This window comes from Pseudomonas sp. LBUM1645 (genome assembly GCF_059716185.1).
Genome location: NZ_CP166811.1, coordinates 2,362,869 through 2,386,467 on the forward strand (window position 1 = coordinate 2,362,869; position 23,599 = coordinate 2,386,467).

Sequence of the window (23,599 nt, forward strand, 5' to 3'; positions counted from 1 at the left end):
ATAAAATAAGCGGTACGCGCCGTGTTTATAAAAACCGGAGCGTAGTGTTAAAAGTAGTCCCAGTTACGCCTGTTCACTTTTTTACCTGCCTGGATTGGGCAGTTTTTTATAGTCATTCAACAGATGGACGCGCCACAGGCGCAGGAAAAGAAGCGTTTTGAAGAAATCCACCGCAGCACCAAAAACAGTCGTTCCGCTCTGGCGCCAGCAATTGCACTACCGGCTCAAGGAAGGTGCATTGATCGCCATCGGCGGCTTGTGCCTGTTCCTGATGATGGCCTTGTTGACCTATGGCAAGGACGATCCGGGCTGGAGCCATAACAGCAAGATCGACGATGTGCAGAACTTCGGCGGACCGGTCGGCTCCTACAGCGCCGATATCCTGTTCATGGTGTTGGGTTACTTCGCCTACATCTTCCCGCTGTTGCTGGCGATCAAGGCATATCAAATCTTCCGTCAACGCCACGAGCAGTGGGAGTGGAGCGGCTGGCTGTTCTCCTGGCGCCTGATTGGCCTGGTGTTCCTGGTGCTGTCGGGCGCGGCCCTGGCCCATATCCATTTTCACGCCGCGACCGGTCTGCCGGCCGGCGCTGGCGGCGCTTTGGGCGAAAGCCTCGGTGATCTGGCCAGGAACGCCCTGAATATTCAGGGCAGTACGCTGTTGTTCATCGCGCTGTTCCTGTTTGGCCTGACGGTGTTCACCGACCTGTCGTGGTTCAAGGTGATGGACCTCACCGGCAAGATCACCCTCGACCTGTTCGAATTGTTCCAGGGCGCGGCCAATCGCTGGTGGGCGGCTCGTGTCGAGCGCAAACAATTGGTTGCGCAGTTGCGTGAAGTCGACGATCGCGTGCATGACGTGGTCGCTCCGACGGTCACAGACAAGCGTGAGCAAGCCAAGGTCAAGGAACGCCTGATCGAACGCGAGCAAGCCCTGAGCAAACACATGTCGGACCGCGAGAAGCAGGTGCCGCCGGTGATTGCCCCGGCGCCGCCCAAGCCAGCGGCGCCCAGCAAACGCGTGGAAAAAGAGAAACAGGCGCCGTTGTTCGTCGACAGCGCCGTCGAAGGCACCTTGCCGCCGATCTCGATTCTCGATCCCGCAGAAAAGAAACAACTCAATTACTCGCCTGAATCCCTGGCGGCGGTCGGCCACTTGCTGGAAATCAAGCTGAAGGAATTCGGCGTCGAAGTCTCGGTGGATTCGATTCACCCGGGCCCGGTGATTACCCGTTACGAAATCCAGCCAGCGGCCGGCGTCAAGGTCAGCCGCATCTCCAATCTGGCGAAAGACCTGGCACGCTCCCTGGCCGTGACCAGCGTGCGTGTGGTGGAAGTGATTCCGGGCAAGACCACCGTCGGTATCGAAATTCCTAACGAAGACCGCCAGATCGTGCGCTTCTCCGAAGTGCTGTCGACCCCCGAGTACGACAACTTCAAGTCGCCGGTTACTTTGGCCCTGGGTCACGACATCGGTGGCAAACCGGTCATCACCGACCTGGCGAAAATGCCTCACTTGCTGGTGGCCGGTACGACCGGTTCCGGTAAGTCGGTGGGCGTGAACGCGATGATCCTGTCGATCCTGTTCAAGTCCGGCCCGGAAGACGCCAAGCTGATCATGATCGACCCGAAAATGCTTGAGCTGTCGATCTACGAAGGCATTCCGCACCTGTTGTGCCCGGTCGTGACCGACATGAAGGACGCCGCCAACGCCCTGCGCTGGAGCGTGGCGGAGATGGAGCGTCGCTACAAACTGATGGCGAAAATGGGCGTGCGTAACCTGTCGGGCTTCAATGCCAAGGTCAAGGAAGCCCAGGACGCCGGTACGCCATTGACCGATCCGTTGTACAAGCGCGAAAGCATTCACGACGAAGCGCCGCTGCTGACCAAGCTGCCGACCATCGTCGTGGTGGTGGACGAATTCGCCGACATGATGATGATCGTCGGCAAGAAGGTTGAAGAACTGATCGCCCGTATCGCCCAGAAGGCGCGTGCTGCCGGTATCCACTTGATCCTCGCGACCCAGCGGCCGTCGGTTGATGTGATTACCGGTCTGATCAAGGCCAACATTCCGACGCGAATGGCGTTCCAGGTGTCGAGCAAGATCGACTCCCGGACCATTATCGATCAGGGCGGTGCCGAACAACTGTTGGGCCACGGTGACATGCTCTACATGCCGCCGGGCACCAGCCTGCCGATCCGTGTCCACGGCGCCTTTGTGTCCGATGACGAGGTTCACCGGGTGGTTGAAGCCTGGAAACTGCGCGGCGCGCCAGAATACAACGACGAGATTCTCGCCGGTGTCGAAGAGCCGGGTAGCGGCTTTGAAGGCGGCAGCGGTGGCGACGAAGACAGTGAATCCGACGCGCTCTACGACGAAGCGGTGCAGTTCGTACTGGAAAGCCGTCGCGCGTCCATCTCTGCGGTTCAGCGCAAGCTGAAAATCGGCTACAACCGCGCCGCGCGCATGATCGAAGCCATGGAAATGGCCGGGGTCGTGACGTCCATGAACACCAACGGTTCGCGTGAAGTCCTGGCTCCGGGCCCGGTACGCGACTGAATTGATTGAAACGCGGTGGCGTAATGACGCGCCATCGCACCCCCACGAATGTTATGAGGACTCCCATGCGTCTTATCCGCATGCTGTTGCTGCCGGTTTTGGCTTTGACCACGCTCTCGGCCCACGCCGATGACAAGGACGTGGCACGTCTGACCCAACTGCTGGAAAAATCCCAGACCCTGACCGCGCGTTTCTCCCAGCTGACCCTCGACGGCAGTGGCACCCAGTTGCAGGAAACCGCGGGTGAAATGTCCTTGCAGCGTCCTGGCTTGTTTTACTGGCACACCAACGCGCCGGCCGAACAAACGATGGTCTCCGATGGCAAGAAGGTAACGTTGTGGGATCCGGACCTGGAACAGGCCACCATCAAGAACCTCGATCAGCGCCTGACCCAGACCCCGGCGTTGTTGCTGTCCGGTGACGTGTCCAAGATCAGCCAGAGCTTCGACATCAGCGCCAAGGAAGCCGGTGGCGTGATCGACTTCACCTTGAAGCCGAAAACCAAGGACACCCTGTTCGACAGCCTGCGCTTGTCGTTCCGTAACGGTTTGGTCAATGACATGCAGATGATCGACAGCGTCGGTCAGCGCACCAACATCCTGTTCACCGGCGTCAAGGCTAACGAGCCGATTCCGGCGTCCAAGTTCAAGTTCGACATCCCCAAGGGTGCCGATGTGATCCAAGAGTAAGACGCATAACCTGTGAGAACGAGCTTGTGTGGCGAGGGAGCTTGCTCCCGCTGGGGCGCGAAGTGCCCCCCAAAATGGGACTGCTGTGCAGTCCAGCGGGAGCAAGCTCCCTCGCCACAGGATTTCGCCAGACTTGAGAACTGCGTAATAAAGCGAGGTTTCAACCGCACGTGATGGACCTGTTTCGCAGTGCCCCGATTGCTCAGCCCTTGGCCGCCCGTTTGCGTGCGGCCAATCTGGACGAGTACGTCGGTCAGGAACACGTGCTCGCTCGCGGCAAGCCTTTGCGCGAAGCCCTGGAGCAGGGTGCCCTGCACTCGATGATTTTCTGGGGCCCGCCGGGTGTGGGAAAAACCACACTGGCGCGGCTGCTGGCGGAAGTCTCGGATGCGCACTTCGAAACGGTTTCGGCGGTATTGGCCGGCGTGAAGGAAATCCGTCAGGCGGTAGAAATCGCCAAGCAGCAGGCCGGGCAGTACGGCAAGCGGACCATCCTGTTCGTCGATGAAGTGCATCGCTTCAACAAGTCCCAGCAGGATGCGTTCCTGCCGTACGTTGAAGACGGCACGCTGATTTTCATCGGCGCAACCACTGAAAACCCCTCGTTTGAACTCAACAACGCGTTGCTCTCCCGGGCTCGCGTCTACGTGCTCAAAAGCCTCGATGAAGCGGCCCTGCGCAAGTTGGTGCATCGCGCGCTGACTGAAGAGCGTGGCCTGGGCAAACGGCAACTGACCCTTAGCGATGAAGGTTTCCAGATGCTGCTGTCGGCCGCCGATGGCGATGGCCGGCGTCTGCTCAATCTGCTGGAAAACGCCTCTGACCTGGCTGAAGACAACAGCGAGATCGGCGTCGATCTGCTGCAAAGCCTGCTTGGTGATACCCGCCGGCGTTTCGACAAGGGCGGTGAAGCGTTTTACGACCAGATCTCTGCGCTGCATAAATCCGTGCGCGGCTCCAATCCCGACGGCGCGCTGTACTGGTTCGCCCGAATGATCGACGGCGGTTGCGATCCGTTGTACCTGGCCCGGCGCGTGGTGCGCATGGCCAGCGAAGACATCGGCAATGCCGACCCCCGCGCCCTGAGCCTGTGTCTGGCGGCGTGGGAAGTGCAGGAGCGCCTCGGCAGCCCCGAAGGCGAATTGGCGGTGGCCCAGGCCATTACCTATCTGGCTTGCGCGCCGAAAAGCAACGCGGTGTACATGGGGTTCAAAGCCGCCATGCGCAGCGCCACCGAACACGGTTCGCTGGAAGTGCCGCTGCACCTGCGCAACGCGCCGACCAAATTGATGAAGCAATTGGGTTATGGCGACGAATACCGTTACGCCCACGATGAGCCGGACGCTTATGCCGCTGGCGAAGACTATTTCCCGGAAGAACTCGAGCCACAACCGTTCTATCAGCCGGTGCCGCGTGGCCTGGAGCTGAAGATCGGCGAGAAGCTCAATCACCTCGCGCAACTTGACCGTCTCAGCCCCCGGCAGCGGAGAAAATAGTGATCCCATTGATCGTTGCCGTTTCTGTGGGCGGTATCGCCGGAACGCTTTTGCGCTTTGCCACGGGTAACTGGATCAACGCTAATTGGCCGCGGCACTTCTATACCGCGACGCTGGCCGTTAATATCGTCGGCTGTTTGCTGATCGGCGTTCTATACGGTCTGTTTTTAGTACGCCCGGAGGTGCCGATTGAGGTGCGCGCCGGGTTGATGGTCGGCTTCCTCGGGGGGCTGACGACTTTTTCATCTTTTTCACTGGATACGGTGCGTCTGCTGGAAACCGGGCAACTGCCGCTGGCTTTTGTCTATGCTGCCATCAGCGTATTCGGCGGGCTGCTCGCTACCTGGGCTGGCCTGTCCTTGACCAAACTTTGATAACGAGAGACCGACATGCTCGATTCCAAACTGTTACGTAGCAACCTTCAGGACGTAGCGGACCGCCTGGCATCCCGTGGCTACACGCTGGATGTTGCGCGCATCGAAGCGCTGGAAGAACAGCGCAAGACCGTCCAGACCCGCACCGAAGCACTGCAGGCAGAACGTAATGCGCGCTCCAAATCCATCGGCCAGGCCAAGCAGCGCGGCGAAGACATCGCACCGCTGATGGCTGACGTCGAGCGCATGGCGAACGAGTTGAGTGACGGTAAAGTCGAGCTGGACGGGATTCAGACCGATCTGGATTCGATCCTGCTCGGCATCCCGAACCTGCCGCACGAATCCGTGCCGATCGGTGATGACGAAGACGGCAACGTCGAAGTGCGCCGCTGGGGCACCCCGACCGCGTTCGATTTCCCGGTTCAGGACCACGTCGCCCTGGGCGAGAAATTCGGCTGGCTGGACTTCGAAACCGCCGCCAAGCTGTCCGGCGCCCGTTTCGCCCTGTTGCGCGGCCCGATCGCTCGTATGCACCGCGCCCTGGCGCAGTTCATGATCAACCTGCACACCAGCGAACACGGTTACGAAGAGGCCTACACGCCTTATCTGGTTCAAGCGCCGGCGCTGCAAGGCACCGGTCAGCTGCCGAAGTTCGAAGAAGACCTGTTCAAGATCACTCGCGAAGGCGAAGCCGATCTGTACCTGATCCCGACCGCTGAAGTGTCGCTGACCAACATCGTCGCTGGCGAAATCGTCGATTCGAAACTGCTGCCGATCAAGTTCGTCGCCCACACCCCATGCTTCCGCAGCGAGGCTGGTGCTTCGGGTCGCGATACGCGCGGCATGATCCGTCAGCACCAGTTCGACAAGGTTGAAATGGTCCAGATCGTTGAGCCGTCGACCTCGATGGAAGCGCTGGAAGGCCTGACTGCCAACGCTGAAAAAGTCCTGCAATTGCTCGAGCTGCCATATCGCACCATTGCGCTGTGCACCGGTGACATGGGCTTCAGCGCGGTCAAGACCTACGACCTGGAAGTGTGGATCCCGAGCCAGGACAAATACCGCGAGATTTCGTCGTGCTCCAACTGCGGTGATTTCCAGGCCCGTCGCATGCAAGCGCGTTTCCGCAACCCGGAAACCGGCAAGCCTGAACTGGTTCACACCCTGAACGGTTCCGGCCTGGCGGTCGGTCGTACCCTGGTGGCGGTGCTGGAAAACTACCAGCAAGCCGACGGTTCGATCCGTGTGCCAGACGTACTGAAACCGTACATGGGTGGCCTTGAGGTCATCGGCTAAATGGACTATCTGCCGCTGTTCCATAACCTTCGCGGCAGTCGTGTCTTGGTCGTCGGCGGGGGGGAGATTGCCTTGCGCAAATCCCGCCTGCTGGCCGAAGCCGGTGCGCTGCTGCGGGTGGTCGCACCTGAAATCGAACCGCAACTGCGCGAACTGGTTGCCGGCAGTGGTGGCGAGTGTCTGGTGCGAGGCTACGTTGGGTCGGACCTGGACGGTTGCGGGCTGATCATCGCCGCCACCGACGACGAACCGCTGAACGCGCAAGTCTCCGCCGATGCTCATCGGCGTTGCGTGCCGGTCAATGTGGTGGACGCGCCAGCCTTGTGCAGCGTGATCTTCCCGGCGATCGTCGACCGTTCTCCTTTGATCATTGCGGTCTCCAGCGGCGGCGATGCGCCGGTGCTGGCGCGGTTGATCCGCGCCAAACTGGAAACCTGGATTCCTTCCACCTACGGTCAACTGGCCGGCCTGGCAGCGCGGTTTCGCAGCCAGGTCAAACGCCTGTTCCCGGATGTGCAGCAGCGTCGGGCGTTCTGGGAAGATGTCTTCCAGGGTCCGATTGCCGACCGGCAACTGGCCGGGCAGGGCGCCGAAGCCGAGCGCTTGATGCTGGCGAAAATTGCCGGTGAAGCGCCGACTGCAACGGGCGAAGTCTATTTGGTGGGCGCCGGCCCGGGTGATCCCGACCTGCTGACCTTCCGCGCCTTGCGCCTGATGCAGCAAGCCGATGTGGTGCTGTATGACCGCTTGGTGGCGCCGGCGATTCTGGATTTGTGCCGTCGCGATGCCGAGCGGATTTACGTCGGCAAGCGCCGCGCCGATCACGCCGTGCCGCAGGATCAGATCAACCAGCAATTGGTGGATTTGGCCAAGCAAGGCAAGCGGGTGGTGCGGTTGAAGGGCGGTGATCCGTTCATCTTCGGGCGCGGTGGTGAAGAGATCGAAGAACTGGCGGCCCATGGCATCCCGTTCCAGGTGGTGCCGGGCATCACTGCGGCCAGCGGTTGCGCGGCGTATGCCGGGATTCCGCTGACTCACCGTGATTACGCGCAGTCTGTGCGTTTTGTCACTGGGCACTTGAAGGACGGTTCCACCGATTTGCCGTGGGCCGACCTGGTCGCGCCGGCGCAAACCCTGGTGTTTTACATGGGGTTGGTGGGTTTGCCGATCATCTGTGAACAGTTGATCAAGCATGGTCGCGCCGCGGATACGCCGGCGGCGTTGATCCAGCAGGGCACCACGGTCAATCAGCGGGTGTTTACCGGTACGTTGGCCGATTTGCCAAGTCTGGTGGCGGAGCATGAAGTGCATGCGCCGACGCTGGTGATCGTTGGGGAAGTGGTGCAATTGCGCGAGAAACTGGCGTGGTTCGAGGGCGCTCAGGCGCAAGTCTAGAGACCGCGTCGCCCCCATCGCGAGCAAGCTCGCTCCCACATTTGATTTGTGTCGTTCACAAATCCCCTGTGGGAGCGAGCTTGCTCGCGATGGGGCCCTCAAAACCGCCCAGTATTTCAGATCAGGCCTGGCTCTTGAGCCAAACCCCTTTCCCGCTCAACCGTTCCCGATCATGCGGCGCTGTGAAGTACTGCGCCGGCCCTTTAGGCACAATCCCGGTCGGATTGATGGTCTTGTGGCTGCCGTAGTAGTGATTCTTGATGTGCTCAAAATCCACCGTCTCGGCAATCCCCGGCCACTGATAAATCTCCCGCAGCCAGTTCGACAGATTCGGGTAATCGACAATCCGTCGCAGGTTGCACTTGAAGTGCCCGTAATACACCGCATCAAAGCGAATCAACGTGGTGAACAGCCGAATATCCGCTTCCGTCAGGTATTCACCGACCAGGTAACGGTTCTCGCTTAACAGCAACTCCAGCCGATCCAGCTCGGCAAACACATCATCGAACGCCTCTTCATACGCCTGCTGCGACGTGGCAAACCCTGCGCGATACACGCCATTGTTCACCGCCGGATAAATCCGTTCGTTCAGCGCGTCGATCTCGCCCCGCAGCGGCGCCGGGTAGAAATCCAGGTCATTACCCGTCAAATCATCGAAGGCGCCATTGAACATGCGGATGATCTCCGCCGATTCATTGTTGACGATGCGATTCTGCTGTTTGTCCCAGAGCACCGGCACGGTGACGCGGCCGGTGTAGTCGGCGGTATCGGCGGTGTAGCGCTGGTGCATGAAATTAAAGTGATCGAGTTTGTCGCCGGTCGATCCGAGGTTTCGGTCGAAGGTCCAGCCGTTTTCCAGCATCAACCAACTGACCACCGAGACGTCGATGAGGCTTTCGAGGCCTTTGAGTTTGCGCAGGATCAGCGTGCGGTGAGCCCATGGACAGGCGAGGGACACGTAGAGGTGATAACGACCGGCCTCGGCCGCGAAGCCACCGACACCTGTCGGGCCGGGTTTGCCGTCGGCGGTCAGCCAGTTACGACGCTGCGCTTGTTCACGCTGGAACGTGCCGTCCTTGCCGCTTTCGTACCACTGGTCATGCCAGCGACCTTCAACTAACAAACCCATGTTCAAGACTCCTCAGCCAATAAGCGTTGGAGAGGAGTCTATTCGCATAGGTTCGATAAAAAAGCGCAAAGGTTGGGCGCTTATGATCGGTTAAATCGATTTGTTCCGAGCATCCCAGTACTGCTGGGCGGTTTCGAAGGCCTGTTCGCGAGTCTGGCCGAGACCGCGCAAGGCCAGGGCCATGGTCGAAATCAGCGCCATTTGCGGGTAGCTGTCGACTACATCGCCACGCCACACGGCTTTCAAATGCTCGGGATCGAGGGTGGCCGGTTTGACGTGGCGCTGGCTCGACAGCTGCGGCCATTCCTCGTCCCAGCTTTCGCCGCCAGTGGTGCCGTACAAGTGACTGTCGGCGTCCGGGTTGATCTCGATTTCGCCGCCGTCGCCCTTGATCACGATTGCGGTGTCCCCGAGCAAGCCGCTGGCATCGCGATGCACCGCCTGGTAACCGGGGTGGAAAATGCTTTGCAGACCACAGCGGGCACTCAACGGGTTGAGAATCCGGGTCAGGGAATGGATTGGCGAACGCAGGCCCAATGTATTGCGCAGGTCGATCATGCGCTGAAGCTGGGGCGCCCAATCGACTAAAGGCATGAACGCCAGACCGCCGTTATCGAGCGCCACACCTACCTGCTGCCAGTCGCGGCATAGCGGGATCTGCAGCGTTTCGAGCAATTGTTCGCTATAGAGCCGACCCGCCGTATGCGCGCCGCCGCCATGCATGAAGATACGCAGACCATTTTGCGCCAGGCATTTGGCCGCCAGCAGATACCACGGCAGATGACGCTTCTTGCCGGCGTAGGTTGGCCAGTCCAGATCCACATTCAACGTCGGTGCCTGTAAACGTTCACGCAACGCTTCGGTAAAACCCGCCATCTCCTCGGCGCTTTCTTCCTTGTGGCGCAACAGCATCAGGAACGCGCCGAGCTGGGTGTCTTCGACCTTGTGGTCGAGCACCATGCCCATGGCGACCCGGGCTTCCTCGCGGGTCAGGTCGCGGGCGCCGCGTTTGCCTTTGCCGAGAATGCGCACGAACTGGGCGAACGGGTGTTCGGCGGGTGTTTCGAGGGTCAGCGCTGGGTAGTCGGTCATAAGCAATTCGTCGGTTTGGGCAGGCCCGCCAGTTTCGCGGCGAGTTTGGCAGGGGTGCCTTTGAACAATCGGTTCAGGTGCAGGCTGTTGCCCTTGTCCGGGCCCAGCTTCAGCGCGGTGTACTTGATCAGCGGACGGGTGGCCGGGGACAGCTGGAATTCGGCATAGAAACTGCGCAGCAGTTCGAGGATTTCCCAGTGTTCGGGGCTCAACTCGATGTCTTCGGCGGCGGCCAGGGCGCTGGCTACGTCGGAGGACCAGTCGCTCAGTTCGACCAGGAAACCGTCCTTGTCCAACTCGATGGCGCGTGCGCCGACGGTCAAGGAGTTCATAGCCAACTGTTGACCTTGTCGTAGTGAATCGACAGCTCGACGAAGGCCGGGTAATCGATGGCCTTGGCCGTGTCAGGAATCTCCAGCGCGCGAGCCTGGGCGTCTTCGACCAGTACGAACAGTTTCAGATTACGGGCGTTCAGCGCATTGAACGGCGCGGTGTCCGGTTGCAACGCATAGGCCGCGTCGCCAGTCAGCAGCAGCGCATCGTCAGCGCCAATCAAGCGCAGGCAACTGGTCAGGCGATCGTCGCCGAACGGGGAATGAGACAACACATGCAAAGTCGACATCAGAGGGTGATCACCTGGTCGTAACGGTCAATAAGTGCGGTGATTTCGTGGGCGGCCAGCACTTGAGCTTCTTCCAGCGACAAGCCAGTCGGGTTCAGACCCCGTTCCGCAACGCTGTCGCCACAGACAAACAGCTCGTCGACACCGAACATCGGCAAGGCTTGCAGGTTGGCGCTCAGGTCCTTCTGCTGGAGGGCCTTGGCATCCTGTTTCGCGGCGAGCTGGAACACCCCGTCATCGAGAAACAGCAGGCCGATCGGCAGATCAAAGGCACCGCCGGCCAGCACGATGTCCAGCGCTTCGCGCGCGCTCGGCCCGGACCAAGGCGCCTGACGGCTGATAATCAGCAAGGATTTAGCCACCTCACGCGCCTCCGAAACAGATCAGGCGGTCAGCGTCCTGCACCGCGTCATGCAACTGGCCCAGACCAGACAATTCCCACGGCGCGCCCACCGCAACGGCTTCACGTTGATAGCGCCCGGCTTCTTCTTCGTTCAACACACCACGACGCAGGGCCGCGGCGATGCACACGACGCCGTCCAGTTGATGCTCGGTGACGAAATTGCGCCATTGCTTGGGCAAGTCCTGCTCATCCTGCGGTGTGACCAGGCTGCCGGAGGCGTTGTAGACGCCGTCCTGATAGAAAAACAGCCGGACAATTTCATGTCCACCGGCCAGCGCAGCCTGGGCAAACAATAAGGCGCGGCGCGAGGAGGGCGCATGGGCAGCGGAAAACAGCGCGATGGCGAACTTCATGACGGACTCGATCAGTAAAACTGCGGCCATGATAAAGCTTTATGGCCGGGGCGGCGAAGGGCGTTTACTCGTAGACCGAGTCGCCCCCATCGCGAGCAAGCTCGCTCCCACAAGGGATCTGTGTCGTACACAAAATCGGAATCCACCACAAACCCCTTGTGGGAGCGAGCTTGCTCGCGATGGGGCCCGCACAGGCCACACAAGATTCAGCGTGGCATGTAACCCAACTGCCAGCGCCGCGGGATTTTCAGCGACAGCAGCCCGACCGCGCCGGCCAGCAGACCGCTGACAAACAACGCCTTGAGCCCCAGGTGATGTTCCAGCACGGCGCCGAGTACCGCGCCGGCAAACATTCCGGTCCAGGGGATCAGTTGCACGCGCCAACCGTTGCGCCGTTCGCCGAGCATCCAGCGTCCCAGCCCACGGCCGAAGCGCGACAGGGCGCCGGTGACGTAGGTCAGGCCGACCGGCAGGCCGTTCACTTCTTCCACGGCGGCATTGAGCATGCCCATGGCGATGATCGCCGCCAACAGCGCTGGCAATTGTTCGTCGTAGGGCCAGGCGGCGGCGCCGCAGAGCAGCATGGCGATGCACAGCAGCAAGGGTAGCGCGCGGCGACCGCCGAGGCGGCTGACGACAATCCCCAAGGCGTTGCCGACGATGAAGGTGCCGACGAGGATCACCAGGCGCAAGGTCAGGCCCAGGTCGCCGTCGCTGATGGCGACGGCGAGGCGGGTGGTGTTACCGCTCATGAACGAGACGAAATCGCCGCTGGCCATGAAGCCGATGGCGTCGGTCATGCCAGCGAGCACCGAGAGGCTGGCCACCAGCGACATGCCGATGCGTCCGCGCCATTTGCGGGTATGCAGATGGCCTGGGCTGGCGCGGTCAGTTGAGAGGGATGGCAACATCAGCGAAGGTCGTCCTCAGGCAGCGACCGAAATGGTCACTTACTCAATCCATATAACTCGCAATACTCAATCCAGTCCATGCCGGCCATCTCGGCCACTTCCTTGTGTACTTCCAGGCGCTGTGCCTGATAGTCCTCAGCCGTCGCGGCAGTCAGTTGCAGCGTCAGTTCCCAGGCAAACAATCCCAGGCGCTCGGCCTCGGCTTCGAAGGCTTCATGCAAGCGTTCGTCGCGGTACTGCGCCGCGGTCTCGCCCTTGGCCTGAGCCAACAGAGGGTTGAGGTTGTCGAGTTCGACGCGCAGTTCAGGGCGCTCATCGAGAAACTTCTTCAGCGCTTGCTCGTGTTGCTGTTCGGTTGCCGCCATGGTCGCTCCTTGAGGCTGGATTACGAAGACTGCTTCTTGCTGGCCTTGGCCGCTGCTGCCAGGCATTCGAGGGCAAACTGCTCGGGATACGTCATTTGAATCGGCGTGGTTTCACCTTTGACGGTTCTTTCGCCGTCGAGGATGTAACGAATCCGCTTGTCGGTGACGCCAATTCGCTTGGCGATCCAGGACGGCGTCTGACCGATCTGGCTGATCAGCTTGTCGGCATATTCAGCGGTCGGTTTGTAGTATTCGGCGTTGGGTGTCATGACCTTTCCAGAAAATAAGCCCGGAAAACGGGCGATGCGGTGTTAATGGCGCGACAGGGTGCGCGAATCGTCACTCGGTGTCGCGGTATAAATGAAGTAAAGCAGAACGATACGCCGTGCCGCGGTGATACAGTCCGCTTTTTCTTGATGAGCGAACGCAATGCGAATTCTGATGGTGGCGCTGGCCGTAACATTGCTGGCGGGATGCGCGGGCTCGGCGATGAACGAAGCCCGCACTGGAACCCCGTACAAAACCCTGACGTCGGACAAACCGGAAAAGGTCGTCGCCCAGTGTGTGCAGTTTTCCTGGCAGGATGAGGCGGTGTTCGGTGTCGATGCTGGTGCGTATTTGCAGCCTGGCGAGAAGGGCGGCACTACCGTTTACACGCGCTCGGCGGAGTCCTTTGTGGACGTGAAGACTGACGCATCCGCCACCGTGCTGAATTATTACGCGCAGCATGACGACTTTGTCGCCAAGCGCCGACTGGCGGCGTTGGCGACCTGCCTTTGACCTGACGCACAACCCCTGTGGGAGCGAGCTTGCTCGCGATAGCGGTTTATCATTCAACGTAGATGTTGACTGACCCGCCGCCATCGCGAGCAAGCTCGCTCCCACATTTGTTCTGTGTCGCTCATGAAAATGGGGTCTGCTCCCACCGGGTTATGTGTTGTTTATCAGGCGCTTCTGGAAAAAGAAGCGATTATGACCCGGCGGATAGTCAGTGATCTGCCCGAACTCGCTGTAGCCCAGTTTCTTGTAGAACTCTGGCGCCTGGAAGTCGAAGGTGTCGAGCCAGACCCCGATGCATCCCTTCTCCCGCGCCAGGTCTTCGGCCATCTGCATCAGCTTCGAACCCATGCCCTGGCCCCGGGCCTGTTCCGGTACCGACAGCAACTCGATGTATAACCACTGGTAAAACACCCGGCCATAGAGCCCGCCGAGGATCTCGTCGTTGTCGTCGCGGATTAGCAGGGCAATCGGCTCCGGCACGGTGGCGCCGGCCTTTGAAGCGTTATAGGCACGCAACGGCAGCACGATTGCATGTTCTTCGGCATCCGTGGGGCTCAGCGACTGTTCGATTCGCAAGGTCATCAGCTATTTCCTTATGGCTAGAGTGGACAACAGACCCAAGCCTATCGCGGCCAGCGGTCGTTGTTCCAGCCCCTCGGGCGGAACCGTCGCCAGCGCGCAGATGTCTAGCCTAAACAGCGTCATTCCAGAACGCGGCCTATGAGGACAATTCCGTGAATATTTTCGAAGCCTTGCGCGAAAGCCATGACCGCCAACGCACCTACGCCGATGCATTGATCCAGACCAGCGGCGACACCCCCGAGCGGGTCAAGGCTTACAAGCAACTCAAGTCCGAACTTCAGGCCCACGAAACCGCTGAAGAGCGCCATTTCTACATCCCGCTGATGGAGTTCGATAACGGCGTGGACCTCAGCCGCCATGCCATTTCAGAACACCACGAGATGGACGAAATGATGGAGGAACTGGACGAGACCGAGATGTCCAGCCCAGCCTGGCTGGCGGTCGCGAAGAAGCTCGCCGAGAAGGTCAATCACCACCTGGAAGAGGAAGAGCAGAAGTTCTTCCAGATGGCCGGCAAGCTACTCGACGACAAACAGAAAGAGACGCTGGCGGGTCAGTATGAGAGGGAATACAAGGCTCAGCTTTCTTAGCGCCAGGCTTTCGTTTTCGCCTAACATGGGCGTCTTCTGACGAAAAAAGGGATGCGTTGTCATGTCGAACACAGCCGAGCGGGTCAACCTCATCGAGTCTCAGGTGTTGTCCCACGACTGGTACCTGCTCAAAAAAATTACCTTCGATTACCAGCGCAACAACGGCGAATGGCAACGCCAGACCCGCGAGGTCTACGACCGTGGCAATGGCGCGGCGATTTTGCTGTTCAACCGCGAAAAGAAAACTGTCGTGCTCACTCGGCAATTCCGGTTGCCGGTGTTCGTCAACGGCCACGATGGGTTGCTGATCGAAGTCGCAGCGGGGCTGCTCGAAGGTGCGGCGCCTGAAGAGCGCATCCGCGAAGAAGCGGAGGAAGAAACCGGTTATCGCGTGCACCATGTGCACAAGGTGTTTGAGGCCTACATGAGCCCCGGCTCGGTGACCGAAAAGCTGCACTTCTTCATCGCTGAGTACGATGCCGCTTCCAAGGTCAGTGATGGCGGCGGACTGGAGGAAGAGACTGAGGAACTGGAAGTGTTGGAGTGGAAGTTCGACGACGCGCTCGAGGCGTTTTATCGCGGGGAAATCTGCGATGCGAAGACCATCATGCTGTTGCAGTATGCGGCGATGAAAAACATCTTCACCGCGGTTTAAGAGGCGCACCCAACCCCTGTAGGAGCTGCCGCAGGCTGCGATCTTTTGATCTTCAGCGTCTTCAAGGGCACCGAAGATCAAGATCAAAAGATCGCAGCCTGCGGCAGCTCCTACAAGGTCAAAAGCCTTCCAGTCGTCCAGTCCCACCCCATTGCCCGCCTTCCAGCGTCAGCAGCCGTTCCTTCGCCTCAAGCCCACCGGCAAACCCGGTGAGTTTCCCCGAAGCGCCAATCACCCGATGACACGGCGCAACAATCGAAATCGGATTCTTGCCATTCGCCGCACCCACTGCCCTCACAGCACTGGGATTGCCGATCTGCCGGGCAATCTCGCTATAGCTGCGGGTCTCGCCAAACGGAATGGTCAGCAACGCCGCCCAGACCTTCTTCTGAAAATCAGTCCCGGCAAAATCCAGTTCCAGCTCGAAATGATCGCGCGTGCCCGCAAAGTATTCCCGCAGCTGCTGAGCGGTGTGCATGAGGATCGGATTATCCGGCGCCTCGCGCATCGGCCCAAGCCGCACCCGGCCGGGTTTGTCGTTTTCCCAGAGGATGGCTGCCAGTCGCGAGCCGTTCGCGACCAGCTTCAACTCGCCCACCGGAGAGGCGAAGGTGATGAAGGTGTAACTCATGCCGGTGGACTCCGCAAAAGTGCTGAACTGGGGGCAAGCATACTGCCTCGACGGGGAGGCGCAATACGCAATCCCAGCCATACTTGCCTCTGCTCTTGAAGCCTTCCCTCTGTTTGTGTGCAGAGCCTAAAAACAAAAAGAGACCGACTCATGAAGTTCGAACCTTTTGCCAAATCGCTGATTGCGACCTCATTGGCGCTCAGCTGCCTCAGTGCTTACGCGGCCTCCGTGGCGCCGGTTGCGGCCGAAAACGGCATGGTCGTCACCGCGCAGCATCTGGCCAGTCATGTGGGCGTCGATGTACTCAAGAACGGCGGCAATGCCGTCGATGCCGCAGTAGCGGTCGGTTATGCGCTGGCGGTGGTTTATCCCGCGGCGGGCAACCTGGGTGGCGGCGGTTTCATGACCATTCAGTTGGCCGATGGGCGCAAGACCTTCCTCGACTTCCGTGAAAAAGCACCGCTGGCCGCCACCGCCAACATGTACCTCGACAAGGAGGGCAACGTCGTCCCTGACCTGAGCACCCGTGGCCATCTGGCCGTTGGCGTGCCGGGCACGGTGTCCGGCATGGAACTGGCGCTGAAGAAATACGGCACCAAACCGCGCAAGGAAGTGATAGCCCCGGCCATCAAGCTCGCCGAAGACGGTTTTGTGCTGGAGCAGGGCGATGTCGAATTGCTGGAATACGCCACCGACGTGTTCAAGAAGGACATCAAGGATTCCGGTGCGATCTTCCTGAGCAACGGCGAGCCGATGCAAATCGGTCAGAAACTGGTGCAAAAAGACCTCGGCAAGACCCTGCGGGAAATCTCCGAGAAGGGCGCCGACGGCTTCTATAAAGGCTGGGTGGCCGATGCCATCGTCACCGCCAGCCAGGCCAACAAGGGCATCATCACCCAGGCCGACCTCGACAAATACAAGACCCGCGAACTGGCCCCGATCGAATGCGATTACCGTGGCTATCACGTGGTTTCAGCGCCACCGCCAAGCTCTGGCGGCGTGGTGATTTGCGAGATCATGAACATTCTCGAAGGCTATCCGATGAAAGACCTGGGCTATCACTCGGCCCAGAGCATGCACTATCAGATCGAAGCGATGCGTCACGCCTACGTGGACCGCAACAGCTACCTCGGCGACCCGGATTTCGTGAAAAACCCGATCGCCCATCTGCTGGATAAAAACTACGCCACCAAAATCCGCACCGCCATCGATCCGCAAAAGGCCGGTGTGTCCCGCGAGCTCAAACCCGGCGTAGCGCCACATGAAGGCAGCAACACCACCCATTACTCCATCGTCGATAAATGGGGCAACGCGGTTTCGGTGACCTACACCTTGAACGACTGGTTCGGCGCCGGCGTCATGGCCAGCAAAACCGGGGTCATCCTCAACGATGAAATGGACGATTTCACCTCGAAAATCGGCGTGCCAAACATGTACGGCCTGGTGCAAGGGGAGGCCAACGCCATCGCTCCCGGCAAGGCACCGCTGTCGTCCATGAGCCCGACCATCGTCACCAAGGACGGCAAAGTGGTAATGGTGGTCGGCACCCCTGGCGGCAGCCGTATCATCACTGCAACCTTGCTGACCATGCTCAACGTGATCGACTACGGCATGAACATCCAGGAAGCGGTCGATGCACCGCGTTTCCACCAGCAGTGGTTGCCGGAAGAGACCAACCTTGAGACCTTCACTACCAGTCCCGATACGGTGAAGATGCTCGAAAGTTGGGGGCACAAGTTTGCCGGGCCACAGGACGCCAATCATGTGGCGGCGATTCTGGTCGGCGCGCCGTCGCTGGAAGGAAAACCGGTCGGCAAAAACCGCTTCTATGGGGCGAACGATCCACGTCGTAATACCGGGTTGTCGCTCGGTTATTGAGGCAGGTCTGAGGCCATCCCAATTCTTGAGGGTGGCCTGTGGTGAGGGGATTTATCCCCGTTGGGCTGCGAAGCGGCCCCTGTTTTTCCAGCAACACCGCGTCCAATGGATTACGACGGCTTCGCCGCCGAACGGGGATAAATCCCCTCACCACAGCCTCGCAGGCTCGGCAGCTGCTACAAGTTAAAAGGGGAACGGATTCGAAATCCGTTGCCGATTCACCGACCCATCCAGGAAGGAAGCTCATGGCTACCGCACTGCTGATCATCGACGTCCAGCGCGCCCTGTGCACTGGCGAGTACGCCTGTTTTGAGATCGAGCGCGTTATCGAGAACATCAACGGCCTCAGTGCCAAGGCTCGCGAAGCAGGCACCCCGGTCATCCTCATCCAGCACGAAGAAAAGGGCGACCAGCTGCAACACGGTTCCGAAGGCTGGCAACTGGCCGAAAGCCTGAAGACTTCGCCGCAAGACCTTCGCGTGCGAAAAACCAATCGAGACTCGTTCTACCGGACCCACTTGCAAGCCCAATTGCAGGATTTGGGCACCGACCGCCTGATCATCTGCGGGCTGCAAACCGACTATTGCGTCAACGCCACTGTCCGCCAGGCCCTGAACCTGGGCTATGACGTAGTGCTCGCCGCCGATGCGCATTCCACCGTCGACAACGGCAACCTCGCCGCCGAAGACATCATCACCGAGCACAACGCAGACCTGGCGCACTTGACGGGGCCCGTGGCGCGGATCGACGTTATCCCGACCAGCGAAATCCGGATCTGAAACTGGCGAGGCTCTTACCCTCGGGTTGACGTTTACACGGCCGCGAAAATGTCGATCAACTCAGTGAGAAAAGCACTCACCAAATCCCGCTGACGCGCCGAATGCCTGACCGCCGCATGAAAGCCGACCTCATAGCGCAACAGCTCAGGATTTAGCGGATGCAACTGCCCCAGCTGTTCATGCTTCGCCGCATAGTGCTGCGGCAGAAAGCCCAAATGCTGGCCCGACAGGATGAGCAGGGCGGCGCCGTCCATGCTGTCCGTGAGCACCGTCAGGCGTTCTATCGAGGTGGGCGCCGGCATTTCCGGCAAAGGATGGCTGGGCCATACCCAGTCGTAATCGCTGACGTCATCCCGGGTCAGCTCGCCCACTTGCTCGAACAGCGGATGAGTCGGGGCGCAGTAGGCGATCTGGGTTTCCTGGAATAACGCAAAGTAATCAATGTTGGGCAGGCGGTGCCAGAAATAGCCGATTGCCAGATCGATATGGCCGTTGATGATTTTCTCTTCCAGCAGCGATGACGACAGCTCCGTGAAATGGAAATACAGCCCTTCATGTCGGGACCGTAATCGCGCAATGGCCAAGGCGATTTTCTTGTTGGCCACCGGATCGATTTGACCGAGCAAGCCGATGTTGATGTTGCCCGACACCTTGCGATTGATGTGCTGGACTTCAACCCGGAACCCTTCGGCAGCCGCCAGCAATCGGCGGGCCGCCTCGACAAACTGGCTGCCCTTGGGCGTCACCGAAAATCCGCCGCGCCCACGCTCGCAAAGACGAAATCCCACCCGCGCTTCCAGGGTCGCCAATTGCGCACTGATGGTGGGTTGAGTGGTATTGAGCGCCGTTTGCGCGGCCGATATCCCGCCCGCCTCAACGACGGTCAGAAACACTCGGATCAAACGCAGATCCAGCTCCGATACAGTTCCCAGCATGCGTGCTCCCGATACTTACTTACATAGACGTGGATCTATGTGAACAGTGTGCCTGCGATATTTTACAGCCCTGGCCAACGCCCTACATTGCAATGAAACCGGCGCTTTGCCCATAAAAACAACAATCACCAGCATAGGAACACTCATATGTCAGGGTCCCCTCAATCTGCGCACGCCATCGAAGCGAGCAGCGGGTTGGCCATCGAAGGCCACTCGATCGATTACATTCCGGAAAACGAACGTCACGCCAAGCTCAGCAGCCAGGGCCCTTTCTGGTTTCTAGGCAACTTCCACTTCTTCACCATCTCCATCGGTTTCGTCGGTCCAAGCCTCGGCTTGTCAGCGCTGTGGACGATGTTAGCCGGTGCGCTGGGCATCATGTTTGGCACCATATTCATGGCGTTTCATGGCTCGCAAGGTCCGGAGATGGGCCTGCCGCAAATGATCCAGTCGCGTGCGCAGTTTGGTTATCGCGGGGTGATCCTGGCGTTGATGGCGACGATGTTTGTGTTCGTCGGTTTCAACGTGGTGAACATCTCGCTGATCATGAGCGGCCTCGAGCACGTGTTTGGTATTGACCCGACCATTGTTGCCGTCGCCGTGGTGCTGATCGGCGCGCTGCTGTCGATCTACGGCCACGACCTGATGCACAAAGCCTTCAAGTGGGCGTTGCTGGCCACGTTGCCGCTGTATGCGCTGGTCACCATCGCGTTGATGTTCGGCGCAGGGCAAGAGGGTGTCACTCCGGCGACCGACCTGGGTTTCAGCTGGATTGCCTTTGCCACGCTGTTTGCCATTGGCGCGAGCTACAACATTTCCTATGCGCCTTATGTCTCTGACTATTCCCGTTACCTGCCGAAAAACACCAGTCGACCAAAACTGATCGCCGCCGTATTCATCGGCGCGTCGTTGTCGGGCGGCTGGATGATCGGCCTCGGCGCCTGGCTCGCTCAGCAGCTCAAAGCGGCGGATGCGCTGGTGGCGCTGAATCAGGTTGGCTCTTCGATGATTCCAGGCCTGGGTAATGTGTTGGTGATCGTCTCGGTGGCGGGCTTTCTGCCGATCATCGCGCTCAACACCTACAGCGCCATGCTGACGTTGCTGACGGGTGTCGACTCGATCAAAAAAATCACCCCAACACCCCGCGCCCGAGTAATGTCGATCTCCGCGATCAGCGTCATTCTGTTGACTTGTGTGCTGTCGATCAAAGGCGATGGCATCGCCCTGTTGAACACCTTCCTCGTGCTGCTCCTGTACTTCCTCGTGCCGTGGACCGCGGTCAATCTGGTGGACTACTTCTTCGTGCGCAAGGGCCGCTACGCGATCCCGCATTTCTTCACGCCGAAGGGCATTTACGGCGCCTGGCAATTTCGCGGCATCGTCTCTTATCTGATTGGCTTCGCCGCCATGGTGCCGTTCTTCTACATCTTTGATGCGGCGGCCGGTAAAGAGGTGTTCGTCGGGCCGCTGGCGCGGATGCTTGAGGGCGTTGATATCGCCTGGCTGGTGGGCCTGGTGGTCTCGGGCCTGACGTATTACCTCCTCAGCCGTTCGATAGACCTTGAGTACGAACGCCGGATTATCGACTCGATTACCGAGAGCGACATTGTTTCCATGGCTCATCAGTCTGTGGAGGAGGGGCGTTGAACAGCACCAAAAGTACCGTGGTCGCCTGCTGCCAACTGGCGCCGAAAATAGGCGACCTCGCTTACAACCGGAAGCTGACCGAACGGGCGATTCGCTCGGCGGCTTACCAAGGCGCCCAAGTGGTGGTGCTACCTGAGCTGGTCCAGAGCGGCTACTTGTTTGCCGACCGTAGCGAAGCCCTGTCCCTGGCGGAAACCGTCGAAGGGCCGACCTTGCGTCTGTGGACGGCGCTGGCCCGGGAATTGAACATCGTCGTGGTGGGTGGATTCTGCGAGCGGTTAACCGGCGATGAACTGGCCAACAGCGCGGCGATGATCGATGCCCAAGGCCTGCGCGCCGTGTACCGCAAGGCGCACCTCTGGGATGGCGAGAACGAAATCTTCAGCGCCGGCAATGCCGCGCCGCCGGTTGTAGAAACCGTTCATGGACGGATTGGCATGCTGATTTGCTACGACCTGGAATTCCCCGAGTGGGTGCGACTCCCGGCGCTGGCCGGTGCGGACCTGCTCTGCGCACCGGTCAATTGGCCCGATGGGCCACGGCCGCAAACCGAGCGTCCGGCCGAAGTTGTGCGAGTCCAGGCCAACGCCTCGGTCAACCGAATGTTCATCGCCGCCTGTGATCGACATGGTCATGAACGTGGGGTGAGTTGGGTGCAGGGCTCGGTGATCGTCGATGCCGATGGTTACCCTGTGGCAGGGCCGGCGGAGCAGGGGGGCGAGCAGATTTTGCTGGCGACGCTGAACCTTGCCGAGGCGCGGAACAAGCGAATCAGTGCGCGTAATGATTTGCATCGGGATCGGCGGTCGCAGTTGTATGGGTTGGGTAGTTTGGTTGAGTAATGCGGGTGGACGTTTTGTGAAGGTGGGTAGGGCAGGTGTCAGCTTTCTCCATAGGAGACGTTCTGAAACTCACGAAGCGGGGGTTTTATAGATGGTATTCCATGGACTTGCACTTACATAATGTAGGTGCAATCAATTGATAGAAGTGACGTTATTCGCTTCTGGGAGGCAAGGATGCACGACCCACTTACTTCTGAATATTCAGATCATCTGTGTACTCATCCTCTATTGAGGAGCCGGTTGCGCGCAGTTCTGCGGCAACGGCACTCATCTTTAAGAGAACGGTGTTCAGCGATGGCGGAGTCAACGCCAGGGCTAATCGGCTTTATGCAAGTGGGGCCGTTACACGTTTTGGAGACACCATGACTAATCCCTATCGCGAACTTCTGACTACCCCCGGCGTCACGGGGTTAGTGATCGCGAGTTCCATTGCCCGTCTGCCACAGGCAATGATTGGCATCGGCATCATTACCATGTTGGTGCAGCAGACGGGTGTTTATTGGCTGGCTGGCGCGGTCGCAGGTACGTTTACATTGGCGAATGCGCTTATCGGCCCGCAAGTATCGAAACTCGTTGATCAGCGGGGTCAGAGTCGGGTTCTGCCCTTTGTTACAGCCTTCAGCATAGTCATGTTGCTGGCGCTGATCATTGCTGTCCATTTGAGGGCTTCGGCCTTTCTGCTTTTTATTCTTGCGGCACTGGCGGGCACGATGCCAAGCATGCCTGCCATGATAAGAGCACGCTGGACACGGCTTTTCCGTGGCAAGCCGCAATTACACACGGCCTTCTCCCTGGACACTGTTCTAACTGAACTCGCCTTTATTATCGGCCCGCCACTCGCCATTGGTCTGAGCATCAGCTTCTTCGCCGAAGCCGGACCTCTTGTCGCTGTCGTGCTACTGGTAATTGGCGTGACTGCCTTTCTCTTGCAGCGGCAGACAGAACCGGAGGTGGTCGTTGGCAGCAGGCGGAGCACACGCTCGACCTTACTGATCCCCGGCCTTCGCACCATCGTTCTGGCGCTTCTGGCAATGGGGGTGATTGGCGGATCAATCGATGTGGCTGTTGTTGCCTTCGCCAACGCACAAGGCTGGCCAACGTCCGCCAGCTTCATCCTGGCAGCCTATGCACTTGGCTCAATGATTGCTGGCCTGACGTTCGGTGCGATAAGGGTTTCCTTACCGATTGAAAAGCAGTTCTTTGTTGGAATACTGGTAACGGCAGTAACAGCCGTGTTGCCCATTCTCTCACCTGACGTCTACACCCTTGCGGGGATGCTCTTTGTGGCAGGTATGTCATTCGCGCCCACTATGGTCATCGTCATGAATCTCGGTACGATCATTCTTCCAGCGTCCAGGATCACCGAAGGACTAACGTGGATGACGACAGGCATCAGCATCGGCGTAGCGCTCGGTGGCGTACTAGCGGGCCTGATCATAGACGTCTATGGCGCGCGGGCAGGGTTCGGTGTAGCCATTGTCGCGGGGCTCGTGATGGTGGTGGTCGTGCTGTTGGGGCTGCGTACACTTCGTGCCACATCAGCGACTTGCGCCGAGCCGACCTTCCAGTAATTAGCAATTGGGAACAGCGGGCAG

Annotated in this window: 26 protein-coding genes; 14 read left to right on the forward strand and 12 right to left on the reverse strand. The window is 59.4% G+C overall.

The features are described from left to right. Positions 1-157 precede the first annotated feature (157 nt). The 6 genes from ACA079_RS10495 (at position 158) to cysG (ending at position 7,810) form a co-directional block, all read left to right on the forward strand. Entirely contained in the window at positions 158-2,560 is a 2,403-nt protein-coding gene (locus ACA079_RS10495; protein ID WP_497703384.1) for a DNA translocase FtsK, read from the forward strand. A 65-nt stretch (positions 2,561-2,625) separates the two neighbouring features. Continuing rightward, positions 2,626-3,249 (forward strand): outer membrane lipoprotein periplasmic chaperone LolA, encoded by a 624-nt coding sequence (gene lolA, locus ACA079_RS10500; protein WP_008154853.1) that lies wholly within the window; start codon positions 2,626-2,628, stop codon positions 3,247-3,249. A gap of 173 nt (positions 3,250-3,422) precedes the next feature. Next, on the forward strand, positions 3,423-4,745 hold the full coding sequence (locus ACA079_RS10505; RefSeq protein WP_008029505.1) for a replication-associated recombination protein A: 1,323 nt from the start codon (positions 3,423-3,425) through the stop codon (positions 4,743-4,745). Next, on the forward strand, positions 4,745-5,119 hold the full coding sequence (crcB, locus tag ACA079_RS10510; protein ID WP_497703385.1) for a fluoride efflux transporter CrcB: 375 nt from the start codon (positions 4,745-4,747) through the stop codon (positions 5,117-5,119). Before ACA079_RS10505 ends, crcB begins: the two co-directional genes overlap by 1 nt. 15 nt (positions 5,120-5,134) lie before the next feature. Continuing rightward, entirely contained in the window at positions 5,135-6,415 is a 1,281-nt protein-coding gene (gene serS, locus ACA079_RS10515; RefSeq protein WP_497703386.1) for a serine--tRNA ligase, read from the forward strand. Further along, the gene (gene cysG, locus ACA079_RS10520; protein ID WP_497703387.1) at positions 6,416-7,810 is read left to right on the forward strand and encodes a siroheme synthase CysG; all 1,395 of its coding nucleotides are present in this window, start codon (positions 6,416-6,418) and stop codon (positions 7,808-7,810) included. Positions 7,811-7,931: 121 nt separating this feature from the next. Here the strand turns inward: cysG and ACA079_RS10525 are convergent, their stop codons facing one another. The 9 genes from ACA079_RS10525 to ACA079_RS10565 all read right to left on the reverse strand — a co-directional run bounded on the left by ACA079_RS10525 (position 7,932) and on the right by ACA079_RS10565 (position 12,954). Continuing rightward, the gene (locus tag ACA079_RS10525) at positions 7,932-8,939 is read right to left on the reverse strand and encodes a glutathione S-transferase family protein (protein ID WP_497703388.1); all 1,008 of its coding nucleotides are present in this window, start codon (positions 8,937-8,939) and stop codon (positions 7,932-7,934) included. Positions 8,940-9,029: 90 nt separating this feature from the next. Further along, positions 9,030-10,031, reverse strand: a complete 1,002-nt coding sequence (locus ACA079_RS10530) for a glycosyl transferase family protein (RefSeq protein ID WP_497703389.1) — start codon at positions 10,029-10,031, stop codon at positions 9,030-9,032. Beyond that, positions 10,028-10,363: a TusE/DsrC/DsvC family sulfur relay protein gene (locus ACA079_RS10535; protein ID WP_129436893.1), complete on the reverse strand. Its 336-nt coding sequence runs from the start codon at positions 10,361-10,363 to the stop codon at positions 10,028-10,030. The genes ACA079_RS10530 and ACA079_RS10535 overlap by 4 nt, the downstream gene beginning before the upstream one ends. Continuing rightward, positions 10,360-10,653, reverse strand: a complete 294-nt coding sequence (gene tusB / locus ACA079_RS10540; RefSeq protein WP_497703390.1) for a sulfurtransferase complex subunit TusB — start codon at positions 10,651-10,653, stop codon at positions 10,360-10,362. Before tusB ends, ACA079_RS10535 begins: the two co-directional genes overlap by 4 nt. After that, on the reverse strand, positions 10,653-11,015 hold the full coding sequence (gene tusC, locus ACA079_RS10545) for a sulfurtransferase complex subunit TusC (protein ID WP_497703391.1): 363 nt from the start codon (positions 11,013-11,015) through the stop codon (positions 10,653-10,655). The genes tusB and tusC overlap by 1 nt, the downstream gene beginning before the upstream one ends. A gap of 1 nt (position 11,016) precedes the next feature. Then, complete coding sequence (gene tusD / locus ACA079_RS10550) at positions 11,017-11,409, reverse strand: sulfurtransferase complex subunit TusD (protein ID WP_497703392.1); 393 nt, start codon at positions 11,407-11,409, stop codon at positions 11,017-11,019. Between the two features lie 206 nt (positions 11,410-11,615). After that, positions 11,616-12,320 carry a YoaK family protein gene (locus tag ACA079_RS10555; RefSeq protein ID WP_497703393.1) on the reverse strand — a complete coding sequence of 235 codons (705 nt, stop codon included), beginning with the start codon at positions 12,318-12,320 and terminating at the stop codon, positions 11,616-11,618. A 35-nt stretch (positions 12,321-12,355) separates the two neighbouring features. Next, the gene (locus tag ACA079_RS10560) at positions 12,356-12,685 is read right to left on the reverse strand and encodes a DUF6388 family protein (RefSeq protein ID WP_497703394.1); all 330 of its coding nucleotides are present in this window, start codon (positions 12,683-12,685) and stop codon (positions 12,356-12,358) included. 20 nt (positions 12,686-12,705) lie between these two features. Beyond that, complete coding sequence (locus tag ACA079_RS10565) at positions 12,706-12,954, reverse strand: hypothetical protein (protein WP_008154823.1); 249 nt, start codon at positions 12,952-12,954, stop codon at positions 12,706-12,708. 160 nt (positions 12,955-13,114) lie between these two features. Between ACA079_RS10565 and ACA079_RS10570 the strand changes: the two genes are divergently transcribed. Continuing rightward, positions 13,115-13,465, forward strand: coding sequence for a hypothetical protein (locus ACA079_RS10570; RefSeq protein WP_497703395.1), 351 nt, complete (start codon positions 13,115-13,117; stop codon positions 13,463-13,465). Positions 13,466-13,615: 150 nt separating this feature from the next. Here the strand turns inward: ACA079_RS10570 and ACA079_RS10575 are convergent, their stop codons facing one another. Beyond that, positions 13,616-14,047, reverse strand: coding sequence for a GNAT family N-acetyltransferase (locus tag ACA079_RS10575; RefSeq protein ID WP_497703396.1), 432 nt, complete (start codon positions 14,045-14,047; stop codon positions 13,616-13,618). 152 nt (positions 14,048-14,199) lie between these two features. Between ACA079_RS10575 and ACA079_RS10580 the strand changes: the two genes are divergently transcribed. Next, entirely contained in the window at positions 14,200-14,637 is a 438-nt protein-coding gene (locus ACA079_RS10580; RefSeq protein ID WP_497703397.1) for a hemerythrin domain-containing protein, read from the forward strand. A gap of 61 nt (positions 14,638-14,698) precedes the next feature. Further along, positions 14,699-15,292, forward strand: a complete 594-nt coding sequence (locus tag ACA079_RS10585; RefSeq protein ID WP_497703398.1) for an NUDIX domain-containing protein — start codon at positions 14,699-14,701, stop codon at positions 15,290-15,292. Positions 15,293-15,410: 118 nt separating this feature from the next. Here ACA079_RS10585 and ACA079_RS10590 read toward each other — a convergent pair whose 3' ends face one another. Next, the gene (locus ACA079_RS10590) at positions 15,411-15,923 is read right to left on the reverse strand and encodes a methylated-DNA--[protein]-cysteine S-methyltransferase (protein ID WP_497703399.1); all 513 of its coding nucleotides are present in this window, start codon (positions 15,921-15,923) and stop codon (positions 15,411-15,413) included. Positions 15,924-16,073: 150 nt separating this feature from the next. Here ACA079_RS10590 and ggt point away from each other — a divergent pair, with 150 nt between their 5' ends. Together ggt and ACA079_RS10600 are read left to right on the forward strand one after the other, a co-directional pair. Further along, positions 16,074-17,801 (forward strand): gamma-glutamyltransferase, encoded by a 1,728-nt coding sequence (gene ggt / locus ACA079_RS10595; RefSeq protein WP_497703400.1) that lies wholly within the window; start codon positions 16,074-16,076, stop codon positions 17,799-17,801. Positions 17,802-18,046: 245 nt separating this feature from the next. Beyond that, a complete protein-coding gene (locus tag ACA079_RS10600) occupies positions 18,047-18,580 on the forward strand; it encodes a cysteine hydrolase family protein (RefSeq protein WP_497703401.1) in 534 nt (177 codons plus the stop codon). Positions 18,581-18,612: 32 nt separating this feature from the next. Here the strand turns inward: ACA079_RS10600 and ACA079_RS10605 are convergent, their stop codons facing one another. After that, a complete protein-coding gene (locus ACA079_RS10605; protein WP_497703402.1) occupies positions 18,613-19,515 on the reverse strand; it encodes a LysR family transcriptional regulator in 903 nt (300 codons plus the stop codon). Between the two features lie 147 nt (positions 19,516-19,662). Between ACA079_RS10605 and ACA079_RS10610 the strand changes: the two genes are divergently transcribed. The 3 genes from ACA079_RS10610 to ACA079_RS10620 all read left to right on the forward strand — a co-directional run bounded on the left by ACA079_RS10610 (position 19,663) and on the right by ACA079_RS10620 (position 23,575). Then, positions 19,663-21,162: a purine-cytosine permease family protein gene (locus ACA079_RS10610; RefSeq protein WP_497703403.1), complete on the forward strand. Its 1,500-nt coding sequence runs from the start codon at positions 19,663-19,665 to the stop codon at positions 21,160-21,162. Next, the gene (locus ACA079_RS10615; RefSeq protein WP_497703404.1) at positions 21,159-22,004 is read left to right on the forward strand and encodes a nitrilase family protein; all 846 of its coding nucleotides are present in this window, start codon (positions 21,159-21,161) and stop codon (positions 22,002-22,004) included. The genes ACA079_RS10610 and ACA079_RS10615 overlap by 4 nt, the downstream gene beginning before the upstream one ends. 362 nt (positions 22,005-22,366) lie before the next feature. Next, positions 22,367-23,575, forward strand: coding sequence for an MFS transporter (locus tag ACA079_RS10620; protein WP_497703405.1), 1,209 nt, complete (start codon positions 22,367-22,369; stop codon positions 23,573-23,575). Positions 23,576-23,599: the final 24 nt, after the last annotated feature.